Origin of the sequence: Methylobacterium sp. Leaf125 (assembly GCF_001423085.1) — a bacterium.
Classification (GTDB): domain Bacteria; phylum Pseudomonadota; class Alphaproteobacteria; order Rhizobiales; family Beijerinckiaceae; genus Methylobacterium.
The window spans coordinates 1-24862 of the sequence record NZ_LMNU01000006.1 but is presented as its reverse complement, the minus strand read 5'-3'; the positions used below and the strand labels follow the sequence as shown (position 1 = coordinate 24862).

Annotated in this window: 16 protein-coding genes and 2 pseudogenes; 7 read left to right on the top strand and 11 right to left on the bottom strand. The window is 63.2% G+C overall.

Annotated features, from left to right (window positions below):
* Positions 1 to 127: 127 nt before the first annotated feature.
* Complete coding sequence (gene katG / locus ASF58_RS08720) at positions 128 to 2431, bottom strand: catalase/peroxidase HPI (RefSeq protein WP_200930189.1); 2304 nt, start codon at positions 2429 to 2431, stop codon at positions 128 to 130.
* Between the two features lie 729 nt (positions 2432 to 3160).
* On the opposite strand from katG, the gene ASF58_RS08715 reads away from it, so the two are divergent.
* Entirely contained in the window at positions 3161 to 3562 is a 402-nt protein-coding gene (locus tag ASF58_RS08715; RefSeq protein ID WP_055950465.1) for a PRC-barrel domain-containing protein, read from the top strand.
* 190 nt (positions 3563 to 3752) lie between these two features.
* Here the strand turns inward: ASF58_RS08715 and ASF58_RS08710 are convergent, their stop codons facing one another.
* Positions 3753 to 4196 carry a PACE efflux transporter gene (locus ASF58_RS08710; RefSeq protein ID WP_055950462.1) on the bottom strand — a complete coding sequence of 148 codons (444 nt, stop codon included), beginning with the start codon at positions 4194 to 4196 and terminating at the stop codon, positions 3753 to 3755.
* A gap of 89 nt (positions 4197 to 4285) precedes the next feature.
* Between ASF58_RS08710 and ASF58_RS08705 the strand changes: the two genes are divergently transcribed.
* From ASF58_RS08705 to ASF58_RS08700, 3 genes are all read left to right on the top strand, one after another.
* The gene (locus ASF58_RS08705; protein ID WP_055950459.1) at positions 4286 to 5194 is read left to right on the top strand and encodes a LysR family transcriptional regulator; all 909 of its coding nucleotides are present in this window, start codon (positions 4286 to 4288) and stop codon (positions 5192 to 5194) included.
* Positions 5195 to 5265: 71 nt separating this feature from the next.
* Positions 5266 to 5559: a hypothetical protein gene (locus ASF58_RS25700; RefSeq protein WP_156375600.1), complete on the top strand. Its 294-nt coding sequence runs from the start codon at positions 5266 to 5268 to the stop codon at positions 5557 to 5559.
* Positions 5537 to 8443 carry a PAS domain-containing protein gene (locus tag ASF58_RS08700; protein ID WP_348271575.1) on the top strand — a complete coding sequence of 969 codons (2907 nt, stop codon included), beginning with the start codon at positions 5537 to 5539 and terminating at the stop codon, positions 8441 to 8443. Before ASF58_RS25700 ends, ASF58_RS08700 begins: the two co-directional genes overlap by 23 nt.
* Before the next feature lie 97 nt (positions 8444 to 8540).
* Here ASF58_RS08700 and ASF58_RS08695 read toward each other — a convergent pair whose 3' ends face one another.
* From ASF58_RS08695 to ASF58_RS08680, 5 genes and pseudogenes are all read right to left on the bottom strand, one after another.
* On the bottom strand, positions 8541 to 9029 hold the full coding sequence (locus tag ASF58_RS08695) for a YidB family protein (RefSeq protein WP_055950457.1): 489 nt from the start codon (positions 9027 to 9029) through the stop codon (positions 8541 to 8543).
* A 218-nt stretch (positions 9030 to 9247) separates the two neighbouring features.
* Positions 9248 to 9368, bottom strand: a pseudogene (locus tag ASF58_RS27015) (CsbD family protein); the annotation flags it as partial.
* Position 9369: 1 nt separating this feature from the next.
* Positions 9370 to 9764, bottom strand: a 395-nt coding sequence (locus ASF58_RS08690) for a CsbD family protein (RefSeq protein WP_156375608.1), incomplete at its 3' end; no start/stop codon positions are given.
* Between the two features lie 220 nt (positions 9765 to 9984).
* Positions 9985 to 10953: pseudogene (locus ASF58_RS27010) on the bottom strand (hypothetical protein); the annotation flags it as partial.
* Positions 10954 to 11001: 48 nt separating this feature from the next.
* Positions 11002 to 11331: a CsbD family protein gene (locus ASF58_RS08680; protein WP_055950453.1), complete on the bottom strand. Its 330-nt coding sequence runs from the start codon at positions 11329 to 11331 to the stop codon at positions 11002 to 11004.
* Positions 11332 to 11730: 399 nt separating this feature from the next.
* Between ASF58_RS08680 and ASF58_RS08675 the strand changes: the two genes are divergently transcribed.
* Positions 11731 to 13356: a hybrid sensor histidine kinase/response regulator gene (locus ASF58_RS08675; RefSeq protein ID WP_055950451.1), complete on the top strand. Its 1626-nt coding sequence runs from the start codon at positions 11731 to 11733 to the stop codon at positions 13354 to 13356.
* Positions 13357 to 14262: 906 nt separating this feature from the next.
* Positions 14263 to 15039 (top strand): calcium-binding protein, encoded by a 777-nt coding sequence (locus ASF58_RS08670; RefSeq protein WP_055950448.1) that lies wholly within the window; start codon positions 14263 to 14265, stop codon positions 15037 to 15039.
* 619 nt (positions 15040 to 15658) lie between these two features.
* Here the strand turns inward: ASF58_RS08670 and ASF58_RS08665 are convergent.
* A complete protein-coding gene (locus ASF58_RS08665; protein WP_055950446.1) occupies positions 15659 to 16453 on the bottom strand; it encodes an ABC transporter permease in 795 nt (264 codons plus the stop codon).
* A gap of 1598 nt (positions 16454 to 18051) precedes the next feature.
* Between ASF58_RS08665 and ASF58_RS24840 the strand changes: the two genes are divergently transcribed.
* Positions 18052 to 21228: a glycosyltransferase gene (locus ASF58_RS24840; protein ID WP_082512947.1), complete on the top strand. Its 3177-nt coding sequence runs from the start codon at positions 18052 to 18054 to the stop codon at positions 21226 to 21228.
* 671 nt (positions 21229 to 21899) lie between these two features.
* On the opposite strand, the gene ASF58_RS08660 is transcribed toward ASF58_RS24840, so the two are convergent.
* The 3 genes from ASF58_RS08660 to ASF58_RS25690 form a co-directional block, all read right to left on the bottom strand.
* Positions 21900 to 22946: a hypothetical protein gene (locus ASF58_RS08660; RefSeq protein ID WP_156375599.1), complete on the bottom strand. Its 1047-nt coding sequence runs from the start codon at positions 22944 to 22946 to the stop codon at positions 21900 to 21902.
* A 202-nt stretch (positions 22947 to 23148) separates the two neighbouring features.
* Positions 23149 to 23943 carry a sulfotransferase gene (locus ASF58_RS24835; RefSeq protein WP_082512939.1) on the bottom strand — a complete coding sequence of 265 codons (795 nt, stop codon included), beginning with the start codon at positions 23941 to 23943 and terminating at the stop codon, positions 23149 to 23151.
* 378 nt (positions 23944 to 24321) lie between these two features.
* A complete protein-coding gene (locus ASF58_RS25690) occupies positions 24322 to 24594 on the bottom strand; it encodes a hypothetical protein (protein WP_156375598.1) in 273 nt (90 codons plus the stop codon).
* Positions 24595 to 24862: the final 268 nt, after the last annotated feature.

Sequence of the window (24862 nt, the reverse complement as noted above, 5' to 3'; positions counted from 1 at the left end):
AGGATGGGGGATTCGACGCAGACGTCATAAGGCTGGCCGTGGCCGGGACATCCGCACAGGGATGTCCCGGTCTCCCCTCCTTTACCTGGCGTCAGAGGGGTTCTTGGCGTCAGAGGGGTTCTTGGCGTCAGAGGGGGGCGTGCGACCGCGCCCGGACGTCGTAGCGGTCGAGCATCATCACCTTGTCCCAGACTTTCACGAAATCCTTCGCGAACCGGGCTGCTCCGTCGCTGCTTGCATAGACTTCGGCGACGGAGCGGAGCTGCGCATTCGACCCGAACACCAGATCGCAGCGCGTCGCGGTGAACTTCGTCGCGCCGCTCTCCCGGTCGACCAGCGCGAAAGTCATGCCCTTCGGGTCAGCCTTGCGCCATTCGAGATCTACGCTCGTCAGGTTCGCGAAGAAGTCGTTCGACAGAACGCCGACCCGATCGGTGAAGACTCCGTGCCGTGAGTCGTCGTGGTTCGCTCCCAGGGCCCGGAGACCGCCCACCAGGGCCACCCATTCGGGGGCCGTGAGGGACAAGAGATACGCCTTGTCGAGGAAGAGCTCTTCGGGAGAGACGCGCGGAGCGACCGCGGCGAAATCCTCCGCCACATAGTTGCGGAAACCGTCGACCACGGGCTTCAACCACTCGAACATCTCGATGTCGGTCAGTTCCTGCCGGGTGTCGACACGACCCGGCGTAAACGGCACCGTCCCAGGGTGGCCACCATCGGCGAGCGCCTTCTCCACGGCGGCACATCCACCGAGCACGATGAGATCGGCCAGCGACACCCGCTTGCCGGCTTGGCGGCCGTTGAAGGCGTCCGCGATCTGCCGCAGGACCGTTACCACCGGCACGGTTCGACGGTTGATCGACCAATCCTTCTGCGGAGCGAGCGCCAGCCGACCACCATTGGCCCCGCCGCGCTTGTCGCTGTCGCGATAGGTCGAGGCCGCCGAGAAGGCCGTGAAGGCGAGATCGGAGACCGAGAGGCCGGCCGCCAGGATGTCCCGCTTCAGCACGGTGACGTTGGCGTCATCGATCAGAGCATGGTCGCGGCGCGGGATCGGATCCTGCCAAAGCAGATCGTCCTCGATCTTGACCTCAGGTCCGAGGTAGCGCTCCTTCGGCCCCATGTCGCGGTGCGTCAGCTTGTACCAGGCCTTCGAGAAGGCCAGGGTGAAGGCATCGAAGTCGTTGAGAAACTTCTCGCAGACCTTGCGGTAGTCCGGGTCGACCTTCAGGGCGATGTCGCTGGTCATCATCATCAGACCATGCATCTGGCCCGGCACATGGGCGTCCGGGGTCTTGGGCGCATCCGGATCGGCCGGGGTCCATTGCGAGGCGCCGGCCGGGCTCTTGGTCTGCACCCATTCGAACCTGAAGAGATTTTCCAGGTAGGCGTTGTCCCACTGGGTCGGGTTCGGCGTCCAACTTCCCTCGATCCCATTGGTCATCGTGTACTGGGCGAAACCCGTGCCCTTGGGGTTGTGCCAGCCGAGCCCCATCGCTTCCATCGGGGCGATCTCCGGCGGCGGTCCGACCTGATCGGCCGATACCATTCCGTGGCTCTTCCCGAAGGCATGGCCGCCGGCGATCAGCGCCACGGTCTCCTCGTCATTCATCGCCATCCGGGTGAAGGTCGTGCGGATGTCGCGGGCGGACCTGATCGGGTCACCATTCCCGTAGGGGCCTTCGGGATTGACGTAGATCAGCGCCTGGTGCGAGGCGGCCAGCGGGTTTTCGAGATCGTAATCCGCATCGCCGTTCTGGCCACGCCAGCGCTTGTCGCGGGTCACCATGCTGTCGAACGACGTGACGTCGTTCGGGTCCCAGATCTCGGGGCCCCAATAGGTCGCGTTGTCGGCTTCCCACGCGTCCTGGCGTCCGCCAGCGAAGCCGTAAGTGGGGAAACCCATGATCTCCAGGGCGCAATTGCCGGTGAGGACCATCAGGTCGGCCCACGACAGGGCGCTCCCGTACTTCTGCTTGATCGGCCAGATCAGGCGCCGGGACTTGTCGGTGTTGCCGTTGTCCCACCAGCTGTTGATCGGCGCGAAGCGCTGGAGCCCCTCGCCGGCTCCGCCGCGACCGTCCGCGATCCGGTAGGTTCCGGCCGAATGCCAGGCCATACGTATCATCTGCGGTCCGTAATTGCCATAATCGGACGGCCACCACGCGACGGATGTCGTGAGAAAGGCCTTGATGTCCTGCTTGACCGCCTCGAGATCCAGGGTCTCGAACGCGGCCTTGTAGTCGAAGTCCTGACCCAGGGGATTGGCCAGCGGACCATTTTGATGAAGGAGCTCGACCTTCAGGCGGTTCGGATACCAATCCGACAATGCCGGTGGGCTGCCGACGGCGCCGCCGATGCGGTCGCCACCGAACGGGCATTTCCCCTGCATCTCGAAGGTCTTGGTGTTCAGTTTCCTGGAGTCGGCGATGTTCAACGCGGCGTCCTCTTCCTCGTCATCGAGAGCGTTTGTTTGAAGAGCTCTCGCCTGGAACTGCCTCTGCAGCGTCCGGGGCTTGTTGAGGGGCGATAATCTGCGGAGTTATAGCGCAGTACTGGAAGTCTGGCAGGCCATCACGGTGATTTGATCAGTATTGTATTCAGGGTGATATGCTGATGATAATGTACCGTACTGACAGAATTCGATCGATCATTGTGTGGTTCTCTGATGATAGTTTGTAGAGACGGGGCGATGATCCGCGTCGGACGTTGAATTCGACCCAATGTTGGCCTGACATCAAGCCGGAGACTGTGCTTTGCCAGGAGCGTCTCTGCTGACGCTTGCAGGTTCGGTGAACGCGCTCATGCGCGGACCCCACAATCGAGGAGCGTCCCGGTCTCCCCGGTGGAGGAACCAGCCTGATGCCGCTTCTTCAAAGATGGTCGTTCCGCGAGCGGCGGCCCGGACGGTGTTTGGAGATCTTGCCGCCCATCGGGCGTGACCTTGCGGCTGGACCGCTAATGGCAGGACTTTACCGGCGTCGCCCCGGATCGGACAGGGCTGATCGGCGCGCGGGAGGCCGTTCCGTCCCGCGATGGGGCCAGGGTGAGGCGAGCCGCCGATCCGATTCCGTTCCAGGACAAAATTCCGGCCGCGGTTCGGAACGCTTTGTCGCGGTCGTCCATTCCTGGTCCCCGTTCCGGGACACAGGAGTTTCCCATGCGTCGCCTCGTTCTTGCCCTCGCCGCCGTCACGGCGCTGACTGGTCCCGTTCTCGCCAAGGACGAGGCTCCGATGCCCCCGGCCGCCGTGAAGTTCGCACCCGTCCCGCAGGACGCCGTGCTGAGCTACAACCTCATCGGACTCAACGTCGTCGACGGCACCAACAGCAATGTCGGCGAGATCAAGGATCTCGTCATCGAGAAGGGCAAGCTCACCGGCTACATCATGTCGGTCGGCGGCTTCCTCGGCATGGGTGAGCGCTACGTGGTGGTGGATCCGTCCTCGGTTGCGCTGACCTACGACGCCGGCGCGAAGAAGTGGAAGGCCTCGGTGAATGCCAGCAAGGACGCCCTCAAGGCTGCTCCCGAGTTCAAGTACGACGGCAAGTTCAAGCGCTGAACACGCGACGGGGGAGCGTTCGCTCCCGAAGCGGACCTGACCCCGGCTGAGGGTGGTGCAACCCGCGCACCTGCCCTCGGCCAAGGTCAGACGGGCTATCGCCTTTCATCCCGGGACCGACCTCGGCTCCATACGGCGGACAGGTTGTCCCTGTCCGCCGAACCGTCGAGGATCAACGGCGGCGGCGCCCTTAGTGAGACGGCTTCGGCGCGGGGTCGCCCCAGGTCTTCACCGGGAAGGTCACGTCGTACGTCAGGTTGAAGACGAAGGCGTAGGCCACGTAGAAGGCCGCGATCGCGAGGTCCATGAAAAAGGCTTCGGTGAAGCCGATGCCGAGATACCAGGCGATCGGTGGCAGCAGGATCACCAGCAGCCCCGCTTCGAACAGGACCGCGTGTCCCACGCGCAGCAGAAGACCCTTGCGGGTATGCCCGACGGTGCGCTGCATCGTGCGGTCGAAGACAAGATTGTAGAGGTAATTCCACACCATGGCGGCCAGGGCGCTGCCGACGCCGATCACGCCCATGGCCGAGCCCTGCAGCCCGAAGAGCAACGTCCCGAGCGGGATGATCAGGGCGAGCCCCACCACCTCGAACAGGATCGCGTGGCGGATACGGTCACGGGTCGTACGCATGGTGTTTCCTGAAGGGGTCCGTTTGGTCCGCCGGCTTCTATCTGCCATACACGGTGCAGCAAGTTAGGACGTATCGGAATATCGGATAGATGGCGGTCTCGCTCGATCAGCTCCAGGCGTTCGTGGCGGCAGCCGAAGCCGGATCGTTCTCGGGCGCGGCCCGGGCGCTGCGGAAAGCCCAGTCGGCGGTCAGCACCCAGGTGTCGAATCTCGAGGCCGATCTGGGCGTCACTCTGTTCAACCGGGCGGGCCGCAATCCCGTCTTGACCCCGGCCGGCGAACGTCTGCTGCTGGAAGCCCGCGTGGTGCTCGAGCGCCGTGAGCATCTTGTCGGCGTGGCCCGCAGCTTGGAGCAGCGGGTCGAGAACCGCTTGGTCGTCGCAATCGACGAGCTCTATCCCGAGCATGCGCTCGGTGCGCTGTTCGCGGACTTCGCGCGGCACTTCCCCTTCGTCGAGCTCGAACTGCTCTTCCCGCTGATGGAGGACGTCAGCCGCATGGTGCAGTCGGGGGCGGCCGACCTCGGCGTGATGTGGCGCCAGGAGGTCCTACCCACCGAACTCGGCTTCCAGACCATTGGCTGGGTGCCCCTCAAGCTCGTCTGCGGGCGCGACCACCCTCTGGCGAAGGCGCGGGTGGAGTGGGAGGAGTTGAAGCGGCATCGGCAGATCCTGGTGGCCGCACGCAGCGACGGGCCCGAGAAGCGCCGCCTGCGGGTGGCCGCCGAGGTGTGGTGGGTGGAGAGCCACTGGGTGATCCTCGAGATGGTGAAGCACGGGATCGGCTGGGCCTTCGTCACGGACCACGTCATCGCCGCCTCACAGACGGCGCCCGATCTGGTCACCCCGGACCTGCAGTTCGATCAGGGCGACTGGCCGATCGCCCTGGAACTGGTCTGGCACAAGCAGCGCCCCTGCGGCCCGGCCGCGGCTTGGCTGCGCGAGCGCTTCGCGGCGGAGCGGGTCGGCAACCCGTCGGGCGCCGGCCGGACGGCCTGAGGACGGGATCCTGGGCAGACCGGTGTCTGACCGGCCCTCCCGCGGGGCAAGTCGCCTTGTGGAGCGTCCGAATGCCGTCCGAAGTCTTCACCGCGCGCGAGGGCATGCGCTGCCTCGCCGACCAGCCGGTGCGCGCGGCGTGGTGCGACGACGACGTGCCGGATACGCCCGACGAAAACTGGCATGAAGCGTCGCCGAAGCCGTTGCGCGCCGTTTTCGTCACAGCGCGGGCATGCACGCGTTCGACGCGCGGAGCCTCGTCGTCCAGCGGCGCCGGCGGCGCGGCGCGCGGTCGGTTGTCCGGAAGCGGACGGGCAGAGGCGGAGCGGAGGGGTGTAGGCCGTGCAGCGCGGATCGGTGGATGATGGGCTCGCCGCAGGGCCTGGGGCGGCGCCGACCTTTCTCGTGGGTGGCGGCGAGATGGCCGCGCGCCTGCGCGCGCACGACTGGTCCGGCTCCGCCCTCGGACAGCCGGAGACCTGGCCGGCCGGCCTGCGCGCGACCGTGAGCCTGATGCTGGGGTCGCGCTTCCCGATGTTCGCGGCGGTCGGGAGCGAACTCGCCGTCCTCTACAACGACGCCTATGCCGAGATTCTCGGGCTCAGGCACCCGGCGGCCCTCGGCCGGCCGTTCCGGGACGTGTTCTCCGACGTCTGGACCCATGTCGAGCCCATGGTCGAACGCGCGCTCGCCGGTGAAGCGACCTGGTCCGAGAACATGCCGTTTGAGATCGACCGGCGTGGCTACGCGGAGAAGGCGTCCTTCACCTTCTCGTACTCGCCCTTGCGCGATGACGCGGACCGGATCGTCGGCATGTTCTGCGCCTGCGCGGAGACGACGGGGCAGATCGCGGCGCAGGCGGAACTCAGCGAGACGGAAGCCCGCCTGCGCCTCGCGACCGAGGCTTCCGACATCGGCTTCTGGGACGTCGATGTCGTGAACGACACGGCCTACTGGCCGCAGCGGGTGAAGGCGATGTTCGGCATGTCGTCGGACACCCCGGTCTCGGGAGCGGAGTTTCTCGCCGGCCTGCATCCCGACGACCGCGAGGCGACGATGGCGGCCTTTGCCGCCGCGCTCGATCCGGCGCGACGCGCCGTCTACGACGTCGAGTATCGAACGGTGGGACAGGCGGATGGGATCGTCCGCTGGGTTGCTGCCAAGGGGCGCGGCCTCTTCGAGGGCGAGCGTTGCGTGCGCGTGCTCGGGAGCGCCATCGAGATCACCGCTCGCAAGCAGTCCGAGGACGCCCTGCGTGCCAGCGAGGAGCAGTTCCGCGTCCTGTCGCAGGTGCTGCCCAATCTGGTCTGGACCACCGATGCGACCGGCGCCGCCGACTGGTTCAACGAGCGGGTCTACGCCTACACCGGCCTGCGTTCCGGCGACCTCGACGCGGCGGGATGGCTCTCCATCATCCATCCCGACGATCGGACCCGCGTGGCCGATCGATGGCGCGCGACGGTTTCGTCGTTGTCGGAATACGAGTGCGAGTATCGTCTCCGGCGCGGAGATGGCGCCTATCGCTGGTTCCTGGCGCGGGCGCAGCCGGTGCTGGCCGGCGACGGTACCGTCCTGCGCTGGGTCGGCACCAGTACCGACGTCGACGACCAGAAGCGGGTGATGGCCGAGCTCGTGCGCTTCAACGAGACCCTGGAGCAGCGGGTCGCCGAACGCACCGCCGAGCGCGACCGGGTCTGGCGTAATTCGCGCGACCTCCTCGTCGTCGTCGGGGCCGACGGTGTCTTCCGAGCGGTGAACCCCGCCTGGGAGGCGATCCTGGGCCAGCATCCGTCGGACGTGGTCGGTCGCAGCTTGCTGGAATTCGTCTGGCCGGACGATGCGGCCCTCTCCCGTGAGGGGTTGGCCCGGGCGGCCTCGGCCAACGACCTGACCAACTTCGAAAATCGCTACCGCCACGCGGACGGCACCCCGCGCTGGATCTCCTGGCGGACCTCCGTGGAGGGAGACCTCGTCTACGCCTATGGGCGGGACGTCACCGCGGAGAAGACCCAGGAGCAGGCGCTGCAGCAGGCCGAGGAAGCCCTGCGCCAGTCGCAGAAGCTCGAGGCCGTCGGACAATTGACCGGGGGCGTCGCGCACGACTTCAACAACCTGCTGACGATCATCCGCTCCTCGGTCGACTTCCTGCGTCGGCCGGATCTCGCGGAGGAACGCAAGGCCCGTTACCTCAATGCCGTGTCCGACACGGTGGACCGGGCCGCCAAGCTGACGGGACAGCTCCTCGCCTTCGCCCGACGTCAGACCCTGAAGCCGGAGACGGTGGACGTCGGCAGCCGGCTGCGCAGCGTCGCCGAACTGCTCGATACCGTGACGGGCGCACGCATCGCGGTGCGGACGGAGCTACCCGACCATCCCTGCTGCGTGCGGGTGGATGTCAGCCAGTTCGAGACCGCCCTGGTGAACATGGCGGTCAACGCACGGGACGCGATGGAGGGCGAAGGGACCCTGACCCTGCGGCTGGATTGCGGCATGCCGCTTCCGTCCATTCGCGGCCATGCCGGGGCCCCCGGGCCCTTCGCGGCGGTCTCCCTCTCCGATACGGGCGCGGGCATTTCCCCGGACGTCCTGACCCGCATCTTCGAGCCGTTTTTTACCACCAAGGAGGTTGGCAAGGGCACGGGGCTCGGCCTGTCCCAGGTGTTCGGTTTCGCCAAGCAATCGGGTGGCGACGTGGCCGTCGCGAGCGAGCCGGGTCGGGGCACGACCTTCAGGCTCTACCTGCCGGAGGCGGAGATGGATTTCGTCGGGGCGGAGGACGGATCGGAAGCGGCGGGCCTGGAGCCGGGCGGGGCTGGCCAGCGCGTCCTGGTGGTCGAGGACAACATCGAGGTCGGTCGGTTCGCGACCCAGATCCTGCAGGACCTGGGCTACGCGACGACCTGGGCGGCCAACGCGGAGGAGGCGCTGGACCGCATCGGCTCGGACGGTGGCGGCTTCGACGTCGTGTTCTCCGACGTGGTCATGCCGGGCATGGGCGGTATCGAGCTCGCCAAGCTTCTGCGGCTTCGTCTGCCGGACCTGCCCGTGGTGCTGGCCTCCGGCTACAGCCATGTGCTGGCCGAGGAAGGCGCGCACGGCTTCGAACTGCTGCAGAAGCCCTATTCGGCCGACCAGGTCTCCGCCATTCTTCGCCAGGTCATCAGGCGCCGGCCGGGCCGGACGGGGAGCGGGCAATCGACGGCGCCGAGCTGGGACAGGGGGCTCACGGACGGGCTCCCAAACCGCTGACTCGGCAGAGGATGCGGGAGGTCGATCCCGCCCCCGCCGCAAGCCGGCATGGTGACCGGCGCCCTCGAAGCGACGCCGGTCGTGTCTCTGCTCGACCTCAGGCCGGGCGGCGGCCGTCGGCGGCGTAGCGGTCGATGGCCGAGGGCAGCTCGCGCGCGAGCCGGGAGAGGAGCGCGCTGCGGCTCAGGCCGGTCTGCTGGGTCAGGTGGTCGAGGGTGTCCGATCCGATGGCGCGCTCCAGATCCGTCTCGGGCATGTCGCGGTTGGGACCGTGGTTGACCCAGGAGTTCGCCGTCTCGCCGTGGCCCCCCTTGGTGAAGTGATCGACGAGCTCGCTCAGGCCGCTGGCGATCAGGCCGCCGACCCCGGCGGTGCCGACGCCGCCCAGCAGGCCGGCCAGGTTGCCGAGGCCGCCGCTGCCGGTGGAGGCGCCCGTGGACGCGGTGCTGGGGATCGGCGGGACGGTGCGTTGCGGCACGGTGGCCTCGTGGCCCTTCAGCAGCTCGGCGAGCTTGTCGCGGTTCTGGTAGCCGGCCACGGCCAGCAGGCCCAGCAGCGCGGTCATCGAGGGGTAGCCCTTGCTCATTGTCTATCCTGTGGTCTGAGGTCTGAGGAAAACGGTTTCGTCCGCGGGAGATCGCTGGCCTTTTGGCAGGAGCTCCGCCGTCCGAGGTGACGCGCGTGAGGACGAGAACGGGGTTGGGGCACCGACGGATCCCGCCGTCCGTTCCGCAGTGACGGCCCGAAGGCTTCCACGGCTTGGTTTATGGCCTGGGAAACCCAGTCCGGGACCCGTCCCGCGGATCAGCGCCGGGGCCGGGCGAACCAGCCCACCGCGAAGGCGACGGCGGCGAGGCCGAGGAGGGCGGAGGTGCGGTTGTCGTCGGCGTAGCGCACGGCCTGTCGGCCGTAGGTCGAGCCGCGCNCAGCCCACCGCGAAGGCGACGGCGGCGAGGCCGAGGAGGGCGGAGGTGCGGTTGTCGTCGGCGTAGCGCACGGCCTGTCGGCCGTAGGTCGAGCCGCGCCGGCGGGTGGTCTGGGCGAAGGCGCGGCCCTCGTCGAGGAAGTGGTCGGCGCGCGCGCGGCCGTCCTCGATCCAGTGGCCGGCGCGGTCGCGCACCGCGTGGGCGAGGTCGCGGCCGTCATCGACGAGGTCCTCGGCCCGGTCGCGGGCACGGCCGTAGGCGTACTGAGCGCCGCCGGCCACCTGGTTCACGGCGCCGCGCACCTGGCGCGCCGGGTCACCGGTGAGGCCGCCGACGGCGGTCTGGGCACGGCCCTTGAGATGGCGCGAGGCGCCGCGGAATTGATCGCCGTTCATGACAGGTCTTTCATGGCAGGTCTCCGGCTGTGTGAGGATCCGGCCGGTCGCGGGGACCGGCCGGGGCTGGGCTCAGAYGCGGCGGGCGTCGGTGCCGTCGGCGAGGGTRAGGCGCTTGGGRGCGCCGAGGCGGCCGCCGAGGAAGCCGGCGAGCGCGCCCAGGATCAGGGCGAGCGCGCCGTAGAAGGCGCCCTGGGTGGCGGCGGACTTGGCGGCCACNGCGCCGAGGCGGCCGCCGAGGAAGCCGGCGAGCGCGCCCAGGATCAGGGCGAGCGCGCCGTAGAAGGCGCCCTGGGTGGCGGCGGACTTGGCGGCCACGGCGGCGGCCTCGGCCTTCACCTTSGCGGCGGCCACGGTCTCGTCGTACTGCTTGCGGTAGTCYTGGATCTGCGCCTTGGCCTGCTCGACCGGGATGCCCTGGGCCTTGGCCAGCGCGTCGGCCGCGCGGGTCTCGGCCTGGGCCTTCTGGGCCGGATCCCCGGTGAACAGCGCCCGGATGGCGGCCACGGCCGCGTCCTTGGCCGCCTGCGGGTCCTGGCCGGCCGCCTGGTTGCGCACCGACTGCTCGATGCCGTCGAGGGGGTTGCTGATCTTGGAGAGCGAGGGCGGCCGCGTCCTTGGCCGCCTGCGGGTCCTGGCCGGCCGCCTGGTTGCGCACCGACTGCTCGATGCCGTCGAGGGGGTTGCTGATCTTGGAGAGCGAGGGGGCCGCGGCCTGGGCGGCCGTCTGCACGGTGCCGCCCACCAGCGAGCCGGCCCCGCCCAGCGTGCTGGTCACGCCCGAGACGGCGCCSCCGATCAGGCCGCCGGCGGCCGAGGTCAGGAGGTAGAGCACCACCAGGGTGGTCACCGCCCAGGAGACCAGGCCGTGCAGGCCGGCCGCRCCGGTGACGGGCTTGCCCGAGAGGCGTCCGGCGATGAGGCCGCCGGCCAGGGAGGCGAGCACGCCCGAGCCGACGAACCAGAGGCCGGCGCTCAGGGACAGGGTGGAGGCGGCCGGGTTGTCGGCAGCCACCGGGCCGACGCTRGACAGGCCGACGCCGACCCCGACCATGTTGAGGATGACCTGGGTCACCAGCGCGGTGACGGCGCCGGCGAAGATCGCCCCCCAGGAGACCTGGTTCAGCAGGACCGTGCGGGTGTCGGTGGATGCGACGGGGGACGAGGACAGAATGGGCGAGGCGGCCACGGGATGCTCCGAACGTTCGGTGGTTCTAGGAAATGCGGCGTTGAAGCGTCAGAGCTTGCTGACGAGGAGGCCGAGGCCGAAGCCCACGAGGCCGGCCACGAGAAGCGAGGCGTGCGGCCACGCGACGGACCGCTCGTGGACCTCGTGCATCTGGCGCTTGCCCTGGTCGTAGGCGTCCTCGGCATAGTCCGAGACGTTGTCGGCGACGTTTCGGACGGCATCCTTGGCCTGGCCATAGAGGTCCTCGGCTGAACCCTGCACCTCGCGCAGGCGGCCCTTCACCGAATCGTCCCGGGATCCCACGAGGTCGCCGATGGCGCCCTGGGCCTTGCCGGCGAGTTCCTTGGCGGTGCCGGTCACACGGTTGGTATCGACCATGATGTTCTCCTGTCGTCGTCCGTCGAAATGGCTGGTTCGGTCAAAGCGCGGCTGCGGCCCGGTCGACAATGCTCGGGCGCGTCAGCAACCGTGCACAAACGGGTTGTGCGCAATCCTGTTCCGGCCACGCTCGCGATTTCTGGTACGGACGCACTACGGGGACGGGCAGAAGGACCGCGGTGATACGCCCGCCGACGTTTGGATCGCCCGGCCCTCCCGGGCCGACGGCGTCCTCGGTTCGCCGGGATCGAACCGGGTCAACACGGCCTGCGACGACGCGCCCGCGGAAGGCGGTTCAAGTTTTGTTCAATGGCCATTCACCGGTTTTACACCGTATGGCATCTGTCGATTTGGACTGGTTCAAGGCGCGCCCGGTGCCTCGAAGACTGGAGCTTCGCATTGACGACGTCCCCCGAGAAGCCGAAGACTTATGGTCCCAAGACCCCCGTCAGCGGCCGTGGTCCGTCGGGCGTCATCGATCAGCACCACGATATCTTCTTCGCCGCCGTCGAAACGACGCGCATGCCGATGATCGTCACGGATCCGCATCAGGCGGACAATCCGATCATCTTCGTCAATCGCGCCTTCGAGCGCATGACCGGCTACACCCGGGACGAGCTGATCGGCACGAATTGCCGCTTCCTGCAGGGCGCGGAGACGGACCGCGAGGTGGTGAGCGAGCTGCGCCTGGCCATCCAGGAACAGCGGGAGTTCTCGACCGAGATCATCAACTACCGCAAGGACGGCTCCTCGTTCTGGAACGCCCTGTTCGTGTCCCCGGTGTTCAACCGGTCCGGCGAACTCGTCTACTTCTTCGGCTCGCAGCTCGACGTCTCCCGGCGACGCGACGCGGAAGAATCCCTGCATCAGGCGCAGAAGATGGAGAGCCTGGGCCAGCTCACCGGCGGTATCGCGCATGACTTCAACAACCTGCTGCAGGTGATCTCCGGACATAACGAGGTCATGCTCGCGCTGGTCGACCATCCCGATATCGACGTCGGACGCCTGCGCCGGGCCGGTGAGGCGGTCCGCGACGCGTCCGAGCGGGCGGCCAAGCTGACACACCAGCTTCTCGCCTTCTCGCGCAAGCAGCGGCTCGAGGGGCGACTGCTCAACCTGAACGGCCTCGTCCAGAGCATGAGCGAGATGGCCGAGCGGACCTTGGGAGACCACGTCACCCTGCGCCAGGACCTCCTGCCCGAGCTCTGGAATACCCGCATCGACCCGACCCAGGCCGAGGTGGCCCTGCTCAACGTGATGCTGAACGCGCGCGACGCGATGCCGGGCGGGGGCACCGTCACGGTGAAGACGGAGAACCTCCTCGTCGAGGACGAGGACGCCGCCCTGTTCAAGACGGTCGGACCGGGGGCCTACGTGGTGGTCTCCGTCACCGACACCGGGAGCGGCATGCCGCCCGAGATCCTGAAGCGCGTGATGGAGCCGTTCTTCACCACCAAGGGCGAGGGCAAGGGCACCGGTCTCGGACTCGCGATGGTCTACGGCTTCGCCAAGCAATCGGGCGGCTCGGTGAAGGTCTATTCCGAGGTCGGGCACGGCACGACGGTGCGCCTGCTGTTCCCGGCGAGCGACCAGAAGATCGAGGAGGAGCGCAAGGCCTCGCAGCGGTCCGCGGACCGGCACGGAACCGAGACGGTGCTGGTCGTGGACGACCGGGTGGACGTGGCCGAGACCGCCAGCATCATCCTGGAGGATTTCGGCTACAAGGTCATCGTGGCCGACGGCCCCCGGGCTGCCATCGAGATCCTCGACGGCGAACGACGGATCGACCTCCTGTTCACCGACCTCATCATGCCGGGGGGCATGAACGGCGTCATGCTGGCCCGCGCCGCGCGCGAGCGTCAGCCCCGGATCAAGGTGCTGCTGACCACGGGCTACGCGGAGGCGTCCCTGGAGCGCACCGATGCCGGCGGCACCGAGTTCGAAATCATCAACAAGCCCTACAAGCGCCTGGAACTCGCGCGGCGCGTGCGACGCGTCATCGACGGTCCCACCGGGGTCGGCTGAGGCAAAGGTCGGGACGGCGCTCGCCGACCGCGGGCTCGGCCTCCTGGCCCGGCGGCTGTCTGGATTGCGCGATTTGGCGAAGGTGGCTCCAGATCCGGCGCATGGTGGCTGGACCTCTCTCCCGCGCCGCAGCGCCGGCCGAGCCGCCCTCAAGGCCGGGCCGCTGACGGCCTGTACCTTCTCGCGCAAGACTGGCCCTGGAATCCTTTCGCCCGGAGAAGATGAAGGTCCGGACGCAGGGTCCTGCAGCGACGGGGGCCGCGGCAAGCGAATCGCCGTGCCGCGGCAAAGAGAATCGCCGTGCCGGGGCAAGGGACTGTGAGCCCACATCTGCGGTCGCCTCGGTAGCTCCCTCACGACGTTGTGATCCCAACGGACTTGGCCCCCGCGATCCGGCCGACCTGCATATCGGCGCAGCAACGCCTCAATCGCCGGCGTGTCCGTCCATGACATGACCCGCTCATGTCTCATGATCAGCCCGTGTCATTCGCCAGTCTTGCTTGCAAATCCCAGTCGATCTGCGTGTTCGAGCGTTCGCTCAGCGTTCTGTCTGGGTCCTGTGCTTCTTTTTCGTGGACGCATTATCCGAGGAATGCTGTTCGGAACTATCCAGTTCGATCCAAGGACCGTTCCTCAACATCGTTCGCGGGGTGATTTCCGGAACGACCGTCCCAAGTCAGTTCTCCGCCGTCTAAGTAGTTTTCCTTGGGCGGAATGACTGCTGAACCAGCCGACCTACGCAGCTTAAATGCGGATCGGCCGCTTCCGGCCTCTTGGCTTTGGGTTAAGCTTCTATTAAAGCTCCCGCTACAGCGCGGGGCGCACTTGCTGCGGAGAGTCGTTCTCTCTCGAACGCAGTATTCCGTAGTCCGTGCCGTATAAGGATTTTGGGAAGGAAATTTGGGTATGGCTTTCGGATACTCTGCCCGCGGCACCGATGGTAACGATACACTGTACGCCTCGGAGAACCAGAACAGTCGTCTTGAAGGCGGTGCTGGCGATGACACCTACTATGTGTATCACCGCGAGGATAAAATCGTCGAGTTCAACGGCGAGGGCGGCGGTATCGACAACGTCCACTCGACCGTGACCTGGGCGCTCGGCGTCAATCTCGAGAACCTCTACCTCGAAGGGTCGGCCAACATCGGCGGCGCCGGCAATGACGGCGACAATATCCTCGTCGGTAACAGCGGCATGAACAGCCTGCGTGGCGGTGCCGGCAGCGACACGATCGACGGTGGCGCTGGCGACGACGTGATCTCCGGTGGGTCCGGTCATGATTTCCTGACCGGTGGAGCGGGTGCGGACAAGTTCATCTTCGATGCGTCCCTGACGTCCGGTAACTCGGACAACATCACCGACTTCCAGGTCGGCATCGACAAGATCGTCTTGGACAGCTCGATCTTCGGCGTCTTCAACAACAGCACGCCGATCTACAACGGCTATGCTCAGCTGGTGGACGGGACCGGAGTGGACAATCACTTCGTTCTGCGCCCCGGCAGCGAGGCCTCCCAGAAGGGCGCGCCGACGATCATCTATGACAGCACGAGCGGAAACATCTCCTTCGATGCGGATGGGACCGCTGGGGCCGGCAAGGCGGTTGTCTTCGCGCATCTCGACACGAAGCCCGTCGAACTCCATGCGGACGATTTCCTGGTCTACACCGCCCCGCTCTATGCCTGAGCTGGCGCTCGCCGGGTAACATGGCCGCCAGACCCGTCCGTGGACTGGTCGGCGGTTGATCGTCGACGGCCGTCGTCCCCGCTGGGGGGCGGCGGCTGTTTCTCGTTGCGAGGCCCCCGCGATCAGATTTGACCAGACATGTCTCGGGGACCCGCCGGGTCGCGCCCTAGCGCGACGCGCGAGGCTGGACTGAAGATTCAAGCTCGGACGATGCGCTCTTCATGGCTGCACCGTGCGCCTCGGACTCGCCCCGGCCCTTCCCAGGACCCTCCCCAGCATCGGGGCGAACCGTCGTACGGGCCCGGTCGGGTTCAGCAGGCTCGCGCAATGCGGCCTCACCCCCATTCGTGGTCCGGAAGCGGTCCGATCGAATTGGGCGGGCCCGGCTTGGACCACCGCTTCAGCGTGCACCTTCACGAAGGCGATCTCCGCCGAGCCGCCAACGGCCGGCATGAGGCCTCTTCGCCGCATCGGCCGGCCTGGCGGACAGTGTCCATCCTGCGACCTGTGATCGCGAGACGAACGCGGCGGCAACCGGGGACGGGATCGGCCCCGTCAGCATCTCTCACTGGATCCAGGACGCCGACTGCGCGAACAGGATTTTCAAGTATGCGACGCACTAGACGAAGCGGCGTAGAACCAGCCTCTCCATGATGAGACCGAGAGAAACCGAGCCAAAGCACCAACCAAGAACATAGGTGTAGTCTACGCCAACGCCGAGCTGGGGATTGTAGGCTAGTCGCACCCACTCGATAATCTGAACGACGGGATTCCATTTCATGACGTCGTAAAGCTCGCTGGGCAACATACTTGGCAAGAAGAATATACCCGAGGTCATATAAACGAGGATTGTCAGCACGATATATCCCCAAAGCCATCCTGGGAAGACAGACATAATGCCCATGTTGATGGCGCCCATTCCGAGTCCTAGAATAAGGGCCATCAAGTATCCGCTCACAGCCATGGCGGGGTCCACCGGCATCGGGTCGACACCCATTGCGACCAGTATGCCGATGATGATCAGCAGTCCCTGGAAGCCCTTGATCGTCTCGACAAGAAACCTGGCGACCATGATATCGAACGCTTTGACTTGCGGGTAGTACATCAAAGGACGATTAACCAGGAGGGCCTTCATCGCTTCACGAGAGGTATATTGAAATACGAGTGCAGGAACCGCGCCCGTTGCAACGAATATGATTGGATCATTCCCCATTGGGGAGGGAACACCCCGGAAGACCATAATTACGACCATCACGAAGATGTGGACGACGGGCCACAGAACCACGACCAAGTAGCCCCAATAGGAGCCGCCGAAGCGCGTGCGCATATCCCGGAGCATCAAGGCCCGGATGACATTGGCGTAAACCTCGAATTCGCTTCGCCTGACTGGGGCTTCGGCCGTCGGAGGCAGCATGTTCACTCTCACTGTTGGGGCGGAACCCCAGGTCTCGGTGTCGACAGGCGTCGTGTTCGGTCTCATCAATCATACAGCCTGCACCCGTCCGGCCCTGGCCGCTGCGGGTTCTTCATCTGCGGCGCCCTACCGTGCCTTGGGGCGGTGTCAGATTAGCCCATCCGACCCGTCCGCCGCTTTTGCGAGGGATCGCAGCACGGATCGGCTGTTGGAGCCGGCAAGACCCAAGACCATGTCCAGTGCCCCGACTTGGGCGCAACCCAATCCGTTTAACCAACCACGCTTTAAGGGCAAATGCGTGGCATGGAGCCGCGTCCAGCCGCCTCGCCGATCAGCTTTCCGTTGTCCGACCTCAAAGGGCGAAGGCACGGTCCATCACACTCGAGCCGTGCGCGATGATCACCTGTCACCCCCTGAGACGCGCGATTCGTTCTGGGTAACGCTCGAGGCCACAGTCGCGCTGACCTACTCCAGGCCTGCGGTCGACGCCGCTCGGCCCGTGATCTGGACCAACCCCCGTCGCGCCGGCGGTTGGATGGGGCCCGATGGCCACGACGCGATCCCGTCGCCCGAAGGCCGCCTTCGAAGCGAAGCCCGAGCCGAAGACCAGATCGGCCGGCCGCTCGGTGCACGAACTCGCGATGGCGCCGTGCCGGTGAGACCGATCGCGACGGCCACGAGAAGAGCTACTCCGACGCTGCGTTCGACCTCATCGCGATCGCGGCGACCGGCGACATCAAGAGGCGCCTCGGCGCTGCGATCCAGGCCAGTTGGGTAAGGATGAACGGGGGGGCGCTCGGCAGGTTCGGCTCCGCTGCGACGCAACTCGGCGCCTGCGAGCACTCAGCCGGGGCGGAGCCGAGCGTCCGCGTCACGCTCCCGCCTGAACTCCGGCTTCTTCGCCATGCTGGAGGCGTTCGAGCTAACCAAAACGAGGCGGAAAGTTTGAATCGAGACCTTGATCGCCGGCATCACCTCGCACGTCGTACGGATGCAGATCGACGACCGTCCCAAGTGAGCGCAGGAGCGCGAATGGATGCATGCTGCCCGCTGAGAGGGCGCAGCGGCCATGCGTCTCGAGTGTCCTAGGGACGGGTACTTGAAAACCCCGCTTATGCCCGCAATCGACCATGTCCGCAGCGCCCTGGAGCGTTCGCTCTGGGGCCTTCGTCGTTTGAGAACGGCGACCTCGGCAAACACCGCAATCGCGGTCATGCGACGGGACGAGGACCTAGTTCAAAATTGAGGGGCGTTGTTCCAGTAGGCACTGGGGCGCTTCATCGTTTATCCAATTCGCAGTCAGATTGCCCGGCCTTCGCCCGCATGGTCTCAGCCGCGGCAGAGTTTTTCGTCCGTGACGATCTTAGAAGTCGAAGCAGCGCGGATTCACACCGAGGCATGTAGCGATCAGCGTTCAACGCATTGATCTTGAGTAGCCCAAATTGATTGTCCGCACTGCCGGCGGCGATTGCCGAGCTACCTTCGGCCACGTATGGCCTACGGATCTGCTATCACGTTTCTCCCTAGCGTCGCGCGGCCGTCAAAAGCTTGCTTAACTTTCGTCGATTTTCTATGTGTCTCCCAAACCGGAGAGCGCAATGTCCTCGCAATTCTACGAACTAGAATCAGTAGTCAAAACAAGTATACAGGAGAAAAATTTTTCAGTCGCTCTTGATAGCTTGAAGAACTTCGTCAGCGCTGCGATGAACGTCCAATCGGCACCAGGAGAAGTAGTCGGCTCTAGGAAAATCGATGAATTGTGTGAACTTGTCGGGGACAAATTTTTCCAAACAGTCTTTGGCTCGGGCGCCGATGCTGAGTCCTATAGCGTCAAATCAAGCAAAATTGTTATTGTATGCACCGGCCTCTATAAATATGGCGGCACTTCGCTCGTAATCAGAGATCTCGTCAGGGCCCACCCTGGCTATGATTGTACAGTCCTTGCGACGAACTATCTTGAGAACATGACCGGCGAAGACCTAAAATTGTCGCGTATTGGCGACTCGGCGGCGGTTGTATCGATTTGCCCGACAACCACGCCCGACGAACGGCTCAAGTGGCTCATCCGACAAATTCTCGACATATCCCCGGCGCGCATATTCCTGCTCAATCACCATCAAGACTCGGTAATCATAGCTGGTGCCCGGCCATTTGTAGACAAGACAAAGGTGCTGTTTTATCATCATGCGGACTATAACATCTGCTTGGGCGTTCACATGCAGGGCGCTATCCACGTCGATCCGCACAATGTCGGTTTTTACAATTGTAGGAACAAAGAGTGCATTCAGAATAACGTTTATATTCCGATGACCGTCGATGACATTGGATCAAGTCGGGTTGGTACGAATTTTATCCAGTCGAACGAATTGACAACTTGCTCATCGGGACATTCTCACAAATTCCACAACTTCTATCTTTATCAGTACACCGACTTGATTGTGAGCCGTTTCAAAATCAGGACAGGTAAACATATCCATATCGGTGGATTGCCAGATGAAGATATTGCAAGCACTCGCCAAAAGCTGATCGACAATGGCATAGATCCTAACCGATTTATCCATATTCCATGGACGTCCTCATTGTGGAAAACTTTGATTGATAAAGATGTCGATTTGTTTATAGGCTCCTTTCCAATCGGTGGAGCAAGGTCCACGATTGAAGCGATGGGTGCTGGTATACCAATATTGATGCCTGAAAATTATTTATCACGGTTCTTTAGCAGCCGAGACATTGTGTACCGGGAGGCTTTTGTATGGAAGTATCCCAAAGATTTTAAAAAAATTATTGCAGAACTGACGGCCAAAACACTTGAAATGCATTCGATCTATTCACGAGCGCATTACGACTCACAGTATAATAGCTCAACGAATGACATCAAGAAAGGAATCGATGCAATTTGTTCCGCGATGCCCACGCCTGCCCCTTACGAGTTGTACCCCTATAATCCAGATCACTTAGATAAAGCTTTACATTTTGGTCAACTGGATACGATGACCTCCGGCCATGCCGTCCAGAAGGCACTTGCGAGCATCCCGCAGTCGCTTCCCCCAACCACGCCCGCAACTAAAGTGACGCCCAACGAGCAGGCTACGTTGCTTTCGAAATCTGCCAGGGATCTGGCAGCCCGCGGACGGCGTTTCTGGACATCCTTCTTGACGACTTCTCGTCGATTTCCGAAAAAGCTGCCTTCGAGTCTTTCGCAGGAAGCGGAAGAACTCTATCGATTCATCGTCAAGAATCCAGCGAGCGTTGGGTTTGATGCTGCTGTTTATTTAAAGCAGAACCTTGACGTTGCACAGGCGTCCCTTGATCCCATTTACCACCTCGTGGCGCACGGGCAGCACGAGGGACGTGAATCAAGCTTATTCTTCTCGCCTGATTGGTATGCGGAAATGAATCCTTCGCATGCAGGCAAAGTCAGTAATATGCTGCTTCATCTGGCTCGGACCAGATCCGATCCGGGCAATCTGAAGGTCGCATTTTTTTCCTATGCCTGGAATTATGCACGTCAGCCTGATCCCTATATGCGTGAGATGATTGCGGCACTGGCCAATCTTGGAATTAACGTCGACGTCTACATTGGTGAAATGTTCGCTGAAAATCAGCGAACTAAGGGTTTTCGCTTAGATTTAGCCAGGGCCGATATGGGCAATTTTGTAAAGTCACAATCATATGACTTTGCGATCTCTTTCAACAATGCTCTAATTTTTTCTGAAATTGTAAGAGCCCTTCGTTGTAAAGTTGTTTCGGTGGTCGTCGATAGTGTCTACCATCTGTTTGATCATACTCAGGAAGGCGTCCTCCAGGCCTTCAAGCTGCCGATACATGTCGCGCCAATCTATACGTCGTTCATCGATGACTACGCAGGCGCCGAAAGTTTCACGGCAGGTTCGAGCTTTCTGCCGGCGGCTACTCGAATTGGAGGCAGCGCTGCGGCTCAGACTGAGAAGCCGATTGAAATCTCGTGGATCGCAAATTTCCTGGGTGATGCTAATCTAGACGCGTTCATGTCTCGGGTGGGAGACGAGCTTCCAAATGGTTTTGAGTTAGTCGCCAGATGCTTGCAGGGGATTGAGCAAAACGGTGAGATCAGCCTTGATGAGGAGAGTCAGGAAGCGGCAAAAATTCTCATGGCCTGGAGCCACTGGGATTATCCGTTTTTAGAAATGCACTTGCAGGAAGTCGTCACGAATGCGGCGCGTCTCGCTGTGGTGGACAAATTGGCTCCGCTGGGGCTGAGGGTATACGGGAATGCTCGGTGGCGCTCTGCCCTGACGCTGTCGCAAGGTGTTTCGAGAGCCTATCGGTCTGGCGCCAACCTGCGCAGCCATGCTGATCTGCGTGCGATCTATGACCAATCGAAAATATCGATCAATCTCCCTCAGGTACATGCCGGGACCGGAATGCAGTATCGCATTATCGATATTCTGGCTTCGCAGAGCTTGTTAATTACAAAGCATGTTCCTGGATCCGACATGGAAAAGTTATTTGGATCGGATTCTCCTATCGTCACCTTCTCGGATCTAGATGATTTGCAGGCCAAATGTGCCTACTACCTCAAGAACGAGAATGAACGTCGCGCTCGGGTAGACCAATGTAACGCTCTGGTTGCTCGAGGTTTCAGTTTCCAAGAGCGAGCGCTTGAATATCTGGCCATAAGCAACCCTAAACAAGCAGGCCGTGTTGGCGCTCCGAAAGGGCGGGGGTCCGTGACGCTTATCTGGCCCGAAAGAGTGATCGAATGGGCTGCTCAGCAAAAAGTACAGGCTGCGTAACCCATCTTTCTCGCCTGGCCGCGACCAACGCGTGCCAGGCTCTTCGTCTCTGACCCTGCTGCCACGCCAAGTCCCGTATGGACTCGTCACGCATGTCGCAGGGGCGACGGCTCCTTCAAAGGCAGTCGCCGCTGGCGTCACCCTGGGGTCGGCGCTGGTATATCAATGCATCGTCCACGAGGCTCCGTTGCAGTAGACAGGTAAGCTGTTCGCTCCGCCTCCGACCACTGCGCCGTTGTAGGTTGCCGCACGCGCGGCGTCCGAAACCGCCGCCATCGAACCGTTGGATTTCGCGTTCCGCGACGGTGGCGAGGCGACCGTCGTGACGGTCAGTTGCACCGTCCGGCCGACGGTGATGCCCGTTGGTCTCGCGGTGAGGAACGTGCCGGCCTCGTCTCCGAGAGCCACACCTCCCGTCTAGGATGAGCGGAGGTGTAGATCGCTGTTGGCCGCCCCGAGGACACTCAGGAAAGGAGCGTTAGCTCCAAAGGCCGGCGTCGCTGAAACGAACGCTCCTTTTGCCCCGCCAGGATGGTGGGTGCCGAAAGCTCGGCCCTTCCCGGCAAGTCCCCACAGAACGTTCCGGTATCCTCGAAGCTGATCTCATGACTATTGGCGGCCGACATCGTGCGGGAGATGATCTTGGCGCTCGGAGCGCTGCCCCTCGTCACTTACCAGGTGAGGGTCCGAAACGCTCCGAGCCCGATGGCCTCCCCTCCGCCTCTGTCGCCTTCGGCCTTGTCGAGTGCTACCCCCTCGATCGCGTTTTGCGCTACGATGAGGCCCGTCAGGAACTTGCCTCGATTGTTCCCGATGGTCAGGCCGGCGGAAGCCGCGGTGGCATTCGGCATGGCCGCTCCCGAATTGAGCTTGAGGGCCGTCGTATGGCCCCGGGCGTCGTCGACGCTGGAGGGCGTGAGCTTGAGGCTGTTGCCCTTGTTGGCGATGTCCACTTCACCTCCGACCGTGCCGGCGCTCGACCCGACGCCAGCCCCGGGCTCCCGGAAGGCTACCGCATAGAGGGCCGTCGCGAGTTGCTGGCTCGTTGTGTTGTTGTGAGCGGCGAACAGGCCGCCCATGGCCAGTTGGAAAGTCGGAAGCTGGATGTCCGAGGTACGGGCGGCTCCCAGAACACCGATGCCGCCGTTGGTCGAGATCGAAGCAGTCTGCGCCCAGCTGGTTCGGAATCCACCTGGATGCGATGCCTTCGACTCGAGCTGCTCGTACCAATCCTTCTTCGAGGCCGGGTAGTCGCCTGCATCGACCGTCGCGGCGCCCACCAGAAGCCGCTCGCTGAGCCGATGCACCTTGGCACCGACCCGCGCTGACGAAGGAATTCCGTAAGAGGCCATCGCGGCCAGATCGACCTTGGTCCAGAAGGCGCCGGACCCACCGCCGGGCGCGGTCAGCGCATCCTGCACAGTGACCGGGCCGGGGAAAGTCGGCTCCGCCAGGGTCTTCGCAAGGCTGCCAGGCGCCGCCGCTGCGTTGGGGGAAGCCATCAGGCCGGATGCATCGCCGGTCGATCCGCTCCCGCGGATCTGAATGGCGTCGGGCGTGGCGATGTACTTCCCGGCTTCGTAGCGGCCAAGCGTCGGTCCGCCAGGCACGATCACGCGTTCCGTATCGTCGACCCGACCTGGACTCAAAAGCTGCTCAGCATCAGCAAGGGAGCCGAGAGCAACTCCTGCCACAAGCAATGAACGTAAGGCGCGCATCAGGCCGTCCCCCATTTGGTGCCGTAGAGAAGCGGATCTAGCGATACAGCGAGTCAGATTTTCCACCCCGGTTCCGCGCCCGGAAAGTATCTCAGAGAGCCTAACTGCCGGAGTCGGTATAAAAACGTTGCTCGCCGCGTGTTCGTCGAAACGCGCGGCCTTTGCTCTTAGTCCCGAATAGGTTCTCTGAATGCTCCACATGCTAGAAATCAAACGCTTTTCTTACCCAGCCGCACTGCTCGACTATGAAAGCCGCCGCCTCAGGATCAAGTTCACTTTCATGTCGATTGATGGAAAGGGGGCTGAGAGCCGCGCCATATAAGTCCGTTGACCAGGGGTTTGAGCTGTAGTCCTCGATCTGCGTTTGGTTGCTTTGCCAAACCTTCGCTGGGTCGATTTCGGAACCTACAAATGCCTCAAGCTGGGTCAGGTTTTTTCCACTCACTACGGCATCATAATCAACAACCATCATCCGATGAAACAATATGTCTATGTTTTCGATAATGCTGCTATAACTACTGTTGTACTCATGGCAGGCGCTCTCGATATCGGATTGAGATAGCTTTGAGCCATTCTGAAGCCGGCGAGCGACGTTGAGGCGCGAAAGAATGGCATCGCGGGGGTCTCTGAATATCACGACGAACCGCGCTCGAGGCAGCATCTGAGCGACGTAATGAAAATGCTTCGTCATAATAGGATCTTTAAGAATTAACCTCGGCGGTCTACCCAATCTATCGTGGATCCGATCCACAACGCCTGAGATGATGCCGGAATGATACGACAACAAATCAGCGCGACTTCGAAAATAATGTTTCGTATGGATATCCCACGTATCGAGCCCCTGCATGTAGGGTAGAAGCATGCTGGTCAGATAGCTGCACTCTGCTATGTAATCGTTCGTGCTCGGACTTGTGCAAATAAGCGCCTGTAGGATCGTTGTGCCTGTTCTCGGAGCGCCACCAACAAATATAAGATCATCTAGAGATTTGATTTCCATAATTTTACTTCATTGTTTTCAACGAACGCTAGGGTTTAGGCTATCACGTTCATCGTCCGTCGTCATGGCACGCGGCTTCATCATTTCAGCGGGCGAACCTACGGACGTCGACATGCCGTCGGCGCCCATTCTTGGTTCGGATACACGTCTCGGACAGGCATGTCCTTGTCGGCGGTCCAACGTCATAGTCCCGATACCAAGGTGGATCGCTTCGCGCGGGATCGGGCCGGGGGCGGGACTCTCCCCGGGGCAGATCTTACAGCCGGTCTCAGTCGCGGTCACTCGGCGCGATCCACGGGGCACTGCCGCTCGTCATCGGGACGATGCGCGGGTGGTCATCGTCCGTCGCGGTCTTATGAAACGGGACCTGCCGATTGGTCACCTGCCACCAATGGACAGCTTGTCCTGCGGGTTCGTTTTGCCCGCCTCCGAGGCGAAGCTTTCAAGGTCAGGGTTTCGCTGCGGCGCCCCTGGGGGGAGCGCACTGGTGGGGCAAAACTTGACGCAATAAACCTCGACGTCGAACGAATTCGTGCAGACGTTCTGTGCCAGTCCGTTGACGCAAGCGCATGCGCAGTAAGCGCTCGCCGGCAGAGGGAGCAGAGCCAGGGAAGCCAAGACGCTTGCCGCGCCGAATTGGGTCAGTTTCATCCTCACCTCTTTCCCGGCTGAGCCAGAGGGCGTTCTTGATCGCTATTGCTCTTCCAGTCTGACATCACCGCGAACCACATGACATCACGCCGAATGCCGATATAGTCATAGTCTTGCAAACGAACACCTTGTTCCGTGGAGTGGCTTCTCTGCGTCGGCCTCGTCCCCTGAGAGTCCGTCCGATAAGTCATGAGGCGCGTCCTAGCCGTCGAACGAGGATCATGACGGCAGCGGCGTAGAGGAAGGCTTGGGCCGAGGCGAGGGTCGC